Here is a 5,073-nt window from a genome sequence, read left to right on the forward strand (position 1 = left end):
GAGTTAAATAACGAAGATTGCCACGCGAGCCTTCAGCTCGCTCGCAATGACATCTTTTTTAAAAATGTTAACTCAATATGAAAACTGCCTACTGACATTTTCACTCGGCAGTTAACTGACATATTGACTCGGCTTGTACACCTCTATGTCGACAGAAATTGTAACCGGTCAGTGCACCTTTCAATTACCCACAACTCGGGTAACATTCGCCTCCTATTTCTTTAGTCGCGACGCCCCTTTTTGGCTTTTGGCGTCCAGGGCGCGTTGGCAAATGCCTCGGTGGCTAACGCGTCGATTGTCTTTTGAAGTTTCCTGAAGCGTTCAATCCTCCTCTTACATTCCTGAGCCACATCCTTGCCGTAAGCGATCACCGACATCAAATCAAACTGGGGTTCGCCATTGGCTCAAAACTTGTGGGTAATTGAAAGTCAGTGAACGGGTGGTTGGCTGTCATCCCCGCGAAGGCGGGGATCCAGAAATACTGAAAAAAGACTACCGCGGTGAGATAACGGCCTGCACTCAAGGGGTCCAGCGTTTCCCAAAAGGGTCTTGGGTTTGCTCTGACTATGTTGCAGAATCATATGTCGATTTAGGAGAGATAGACAAGGCTTTGATTGCATTATGGCAAGGCGTTTATAATGCGGTAGGAATAGAGCCTGTTTCTGATGACGACAGAGATGCTAGACGGTTCTTACATCAAAAGGGCACTAAAATAGCATACGGTGAGTATCAAAAAGCTAGAGAGTCTTTAGAAAAATCCCCGGAATCAGACCCAAATAAATTGAGGCTTGCGATTGCCTGTAGTCAATTTTTCGGTTACCCAATGAATATTGGGGAAGCCGTGTTTCGCGCTTTTGCGTTATATACAGACGGCGATATTGGCGCTGGTGTGGGATCTAGACTTGACCCTTTTGTCAGATGGCAAAAAGCTGAAGACATCAAACAATCTCATGAATTTTTAACGGAATATGTGAAGGCCCATCCTGATGATCAAAAGAGTTTATTGGCATTGATTTTTTTAGAACTAACTAAATCGAGAAAACCAGACAATAAAATTGCTGAATATGCAAAGGCTTTGGCAAAATTAGATCCTAATAATGCAGTTGCTCGGAAACTATTACTGGTAAGCCGAGTGCTTTCGGGTGAATTTTTTGGAACTGAGGAAATTGAGGATAAGGAAAGCAGGTCCGGCAAAGCAGTAAAAATAGTATGGAAAAATAAAACTTCCTTCAACGAAGCATTTGATGCGACGCTTAAATTATTACCAGAGTGGGATTCAGACAGATTTGATTTTATTGATTTTCGTGACAAAATATTAAAAGTTGATTAAATGATAAGTCTTAATCCTGTTTGTCTTGAACAATGGCGGATATAGGCAATTTCAATTCGTTCATCGGAGATAGTTTCGTAAATAATACGATATTCCCTACACAAAACCTGGCGAAACCCTTGATAGGCCCTATCCATCGCGGGGCCCATTTCAGGAAATTCTTTCAAATATTCGATCTTATCAATGATTTCATAAAAATTTTTGGAAGAATATTTTCGAATGGCATCGAGATCTGCTTGAGCTTGGGGACGTAAAAATAAAACCCTATTTTTTTCGACCATAACTACGTTTGCCCTTTTTAAAGTCTTCTAGCTTCACTCCCTTGCCTCTTTCCCTTTTAGCTTTGGCCAAACGCTTTTCCCAATCCGGATAGGACATTTCATCTAAAGTTGCCATGTGCCCTTCATAAGATTCTAGATCGACTAAAAGAGCTGCCGCCCTGCCCCGCTGAGTTATAATGACAGGCTCTCGAGTTTTGTTGACTTGTTCAACAAACTTTTTCGCCTGGCTTTGCAAATCTGAAATGGGGATAATTTTTTCCATAAAATACTTATATAAATCTAACTACATAAAATAGTATATATCTAATTATAGGCTTTGTCTATGGCTAAAGCACTATTCTTTAATTATCTTAATGGGTATAAGCAAGCATGAATTACGATGTCATCATTTTGGGGGCTGGGGCAGCAGGCCTGATGTGTGCACGGGTTGCCGCCAAGCGAGGTAAAAAAGTTTTAGTTTTGGAAAAGAATTTAAACCCGGGTAAAAAGATTCTTATTTCTGGGGGCGGGCGTTGTAATTTTACGAATCTTCATGTGACAGCAGAAAATTATTTGTCGCAAAATCCGCATTTTTGTAAGTCAGCCTTAAGTCAATTTAACCCTGATGATTTTATCGCTTTAGTGAAGCAACATAAAATTGCCTATTATGAAAAAACCTTGGGGCAGTTATTCTGCCAACAATCTTCTAAACAGATATTAAATTTATTAATTAAAGAATGCCAAATATTGGGGGTTGAACTTAAAATCGGCATATCAACCCATCAAGTTGAGCGTCATGAGGGTTTTAGGGTATTAACGGCTGATCAAATCTATCATAGCCAAAAATTAGTCGTAGCCACCGGTGGCTTATCTTTTCCAAAATTAGGGGTTAGTGATTTAGGGTATAAAATCGCGGAGCTTTTCGGGATAAATATGATTAAACCCAAGCCAGGGTTAGTGCCCTTGTTGTGGAATAAAAATGATTTAAAAATATATGGGAACTTAAGCGGGATTTCACTCCCAGTTGAGGTATCCTTTGACAAAATTTCATTTAAAGAAGCCATGCTGTTTACTCACCATGGTTTAAGTGGGCCGGCTATTTTGCAAATTTCTTCTTATTGGAAAGAAAATAGCCCTTTAAAAATTGACTTATTGCCCAACCAAGATGCTTTTACTTTTTTAGAAAACCAAAAACAAAACCGCCCCAAAGCTGAATTAAAAACCATTTTGGCTACAGCCCTTCCCCAACGCTTGGCTGAATTGATAAGTCGTCATGAATTTAACAACCCGCTCATGCAGCACCTCACTAAAAATCAATTACAAACTTTAGCTAAGCGATTGAAGAATTGGGAAATAAGCCCTGCAACCACCGCCGGCTTCGACCAAGCCGAAGTAACCCGTGGTGGAATCGACACGGCAGAACTCTCCTCTAAAACCATGGAAACGAAAAAGGTGCCAGGTCTTTATTTCATTGGTGAAGTGGTTGATGTTACCGGCTGGCTAGGGGGCTATAATTTCCAATGGGCCTGGGCTAGCGGATATGCAACTGGCCTGGCTGTTTAAAAAAGGTCTTATTCCATCACTCTTGAGAGGATGTATTGATTAATCGACACTCCCTGCTCAGCAGCATGGGTGGCCAGCTGCCTATGCACTTCTGGGGAAGTTCTGAGCGTTAAGTTGCCTTTAAATTGTCTCGTTGAAAAAGGCTCTGGGATTTCTTCTTTGTCGTCTTTCATCCATTTCAGCGTTGCCGATACTGCTTTTTTGACGGCCTTAATCGCTAATTCCATAGTTTTGCCATGCGCTTTAAGAGTCGGTAATTCAAGACAGGTTGCAATATGAGTATCATCCTCCTCGGACCATTCAACACGGTACGTATATTTATCGATAAGATTTTTCATTTTTTCATTTCCTCCAGCTTCTTAATGGCCCCAATCACTTGCTTGACCTGATAGGGTTTGGCCATTTTGCCATCACATTGCAGGTTAATTCTTGGGTTGCCAAACCACGGCATCTTAAAAATATGATGGCTCCCGCTGATTCTTGGTTCTCCAAAGTATCGAATGCAAATATTCAGCAGGTCTTTAAATTTTACATTCTTTGGATTCGCCAAATTCTCCAGCACAACGCATGATAGCGCTAATGCTATCATTATTCAATAGAAAAAGGTGGCGCATAGGTAATGCCTCAGTTTTGGGTGGAGAGTGCTTAGGTTGTTTCGTCAGCCGTGCTTTTCGCGGCGACCCTAATGGGATTAGCAGGCATGGAAGCCTTCCGCGTTCCCGCCAAGCCGGGCCGCGGTTTTCCATGCCTGCTAATCCTCATTGGGGGCCCCGCCGCTTCAAGCAATGGCCTCCTCAACAACCTAAGCACTCTCCACCCAAAACTGAGGCATTACGCGTATAGTTCTTTATTTTAAGAAATTTGTAGGCATGTGTATACCGAAAGTATACGAAATATCCGCTTTTGAAGGCCTTGCCCTAGACCCTTTTCACTAGAGAACCGATAACAAAACATAATCGGGGGAGCCTATGGATCTTCAAAAATTACTCAATGTTATTTTTTTAGATTGGAAAACACCTACAAAAGTCGATAAAGTTATCCAAGAAATTGCTGCAATTGAGGGGATTCAGGATTCTGAAAGAGGAGTGAGCCCAGTCGATGATCGTTTCTGGTTGGCCTCAGAAGAGGCCGCACAGGCTTTTGATGCAGGTCTTTATCAAAAACTCATTTTACTTGATCCTTCTTTTACAAGCCGAGATGGCACAGAACTTTTTGGAAAGATTCGAACCTATTTTGTAACATCCAATAAAAACAACATCTCCAATTTGAAGAAAAAGTTTGAAGACCAATTTCAAGATCTATTGGCGCTCTACCAAACAGAGGGGTCGGTTTCACCTCAAGATCTCGATGAAAGAAGAGAAAGGGCCTATCTTGATTTTTCGAAAACAGTGAAGGAATTAGCAACCCTTGGTGGTAATGATATCGTTGCGCAAAGACTGATTGATATTGTCGCAAGAAAGGACATGCGAGAGTTGGCCCCAACAGCTTATTCAGATTATAGACTAAGATTTGGGGGAAAAGATCATCCGCTTCCTTTGGAAGAGGCTAAACGTTTGATAGAATCTCCCGTCACTGATGCTCAAATGGATGCCATTGAAATATTAAAAGGCAACCCTGCGACTCTTCATCTGTTAGTCAAGGCAATGTCAAATAATGCTGATCCTGAGGTTCAAAGTAAGGCTGCCTATGCTTTAAGAGGCACGACTGATCCTCAAGCAATATCCGCACTCATCGAAGCACTTAAAAATAATACTGATCCTAAGGTTCGAATTGAGGCTGCCTATGCTTTAAGAGGCACGACTGATCCTCAAGCAATATCCGCACTCATCGAAGCACTTAAAAATAATACTGATCCTAAGGTTCGAATTGAGGCTGCCCATGTTTTAAGAGGCACGACTGATCCTCAAGCAATATCCACAC

General features: G+C 41.6%; 7 protein-coding genes. 3 read left to right on the forward strand and 4 right to left on the reverse strand.

Annotation, left to right across the window (positions count from 1 at the left end; all coding sequences use genetic code 11):
* Nucleotides 1–421 precede the first annotated feature (421 nt).
* Nucleotides 422–1,330 carry a hypothetical protein gene (locus HYU97_11370; protein ID MBI2337348.1) on the forward strand — a complete coding sequence of 303 codons (909 nt, stop codon included), beginning with the start codon at nt 422–424 and terminating at the stop codon, nt 1,328–1,330.
* Here the strand turns inward: HYU97_11370 and HYU97_11375 are convergent.
* Both HYU97_11375 and HYU97_11380 read right to left on the reverse strand, forming a co-directional pair.
* Nucleotides 1,327–1,611 carry a type II toxin-antitoxin system RelE/ParE family toxin gene (locus HYU97_11375; protein MBI2337349.1) on the reverse strand — a complete coding sequence of 95 codons (285 nt, stop codon included), beginning with the start codon at nt 1,609–1,611 and terminating at the stop codon, nt 1,327–1,329. The genes HYU97_11370 and HYU97_11375 overlap by 4 nt on opposite strands.
* The gene (locus tag HYU97_11380) at nt 1,595–1,873 is read right to left on the reverse strand and encodes a type II toxin-antitoxin system Phd/YefM family antitoxin (GenBank protein ID MBI2337350.1); all 279 of its coding nucleotides are present in this window, start codon (nt 1,871–1,873) and stop codon (nt 1,595–1,597) included. The genes HYU97_11375 and HYU97_11380 overlap by 17 nt, the downstream gene beginning before the upstream one ends.
* Nucleotides 1,874–1,980: 107 nt before the next feature.
* Here HYU97_11380 and HYU97_11385 point away from each other — a divergent pair, with 107 nt between their 5' ends.
* Nucleotides 1,981–3,153, forward strand: a complete 1,173-nt coding sequence (locus HYU97_11385; GenBank protein MBI2337351.1) for an NAD(P)/FAD-dependent oxidoreductase — start codon at nt 1,981–1,983, stop codon at nt 3,151–3,153.
* Between the two features lie 8 nt (nt 3,154–3,161).
* On the opposite strand, the gene HYU97_11390 is transcribed toward HYU97_11385, so the two are convergent.
* Together HYU97_11390 and HYU97_11395 are read right to left on the reverse strand one after the other, a co-directional pair.
* Nucleotides 3,162–3,479, reverse strand: coding sequence for a toxin-antitoxin system HicB family antitoxin (locus HYU97_11390; GenBank protein ID MBI2337352.1), 318 nt, complete (start codon nt 3,477–3,479; stop codon nt 3,162–3,164).
* An 8-nt stretch (nt 3,480–3,487) separates the two neighbouring features.
* On the reverse strand, nt 3,488–3,742 hold the full coding sequence (locus HYU97_11395) for a toxin HicA (GenBank protein MBI2337353.1): 255 nt from the start codon (nt 3,740–3,742) through the stop codon (nt 3,488–3,490).
* A gap of 379 nt (nt 3,743–4,121) precedes the next feature.
* Between HYU97_11395 and HYU97_11400 the strand changes: the two genes are divergently transcribed.
* Nucleotides 4,122–5,073: HEAT repeat domain-containing protein (locus HYU97_11400; protein ID MBI2337354.1), on the forward strand; the 952-nt coding region annotated here is incomplete at its 3' end.

The organism is Deltaproteobacteria bacterium, from assembly GCA_016183235.1.
Taxonomy (GTDB): domain Bacteria; phylum UBA10199; class UBA10199; order DSSB01; family JACPFA01; genus JACPFA01.

Bases quoted from the DNA above. Each gene is read 5' to 3' on its own strand.
- HYU97_11375 (MBI2337349.1), bottom strand. From the start codon at position 1,611: ATGGTCGAAAAAAATAGGGTTTTATTTTTACGTCCCCAAGCTCAAGCA.
- HYU97_11380 (MBI2337350.1), bottom strand. From the start codon at position 1,873: ATGGAAAAAATTATCCCCATTTCAGATTTGCAAAGCCAGGCGAAAAAG.
- HYU97_11385 (MBI2337351.1), top strand. From the start codon at position 1,981: ATGAATTACGATGTCATCATTTTGGGGGCTGGGGCAGCAGGCCTGATG.
- HYU97_11395 (MBI2337353.1), bottom strand. From the start codon at position 3,742: ATGATAGCATTAGCGCTATCATGCGTTGTGCTGGAGAATTTGGCGAAT.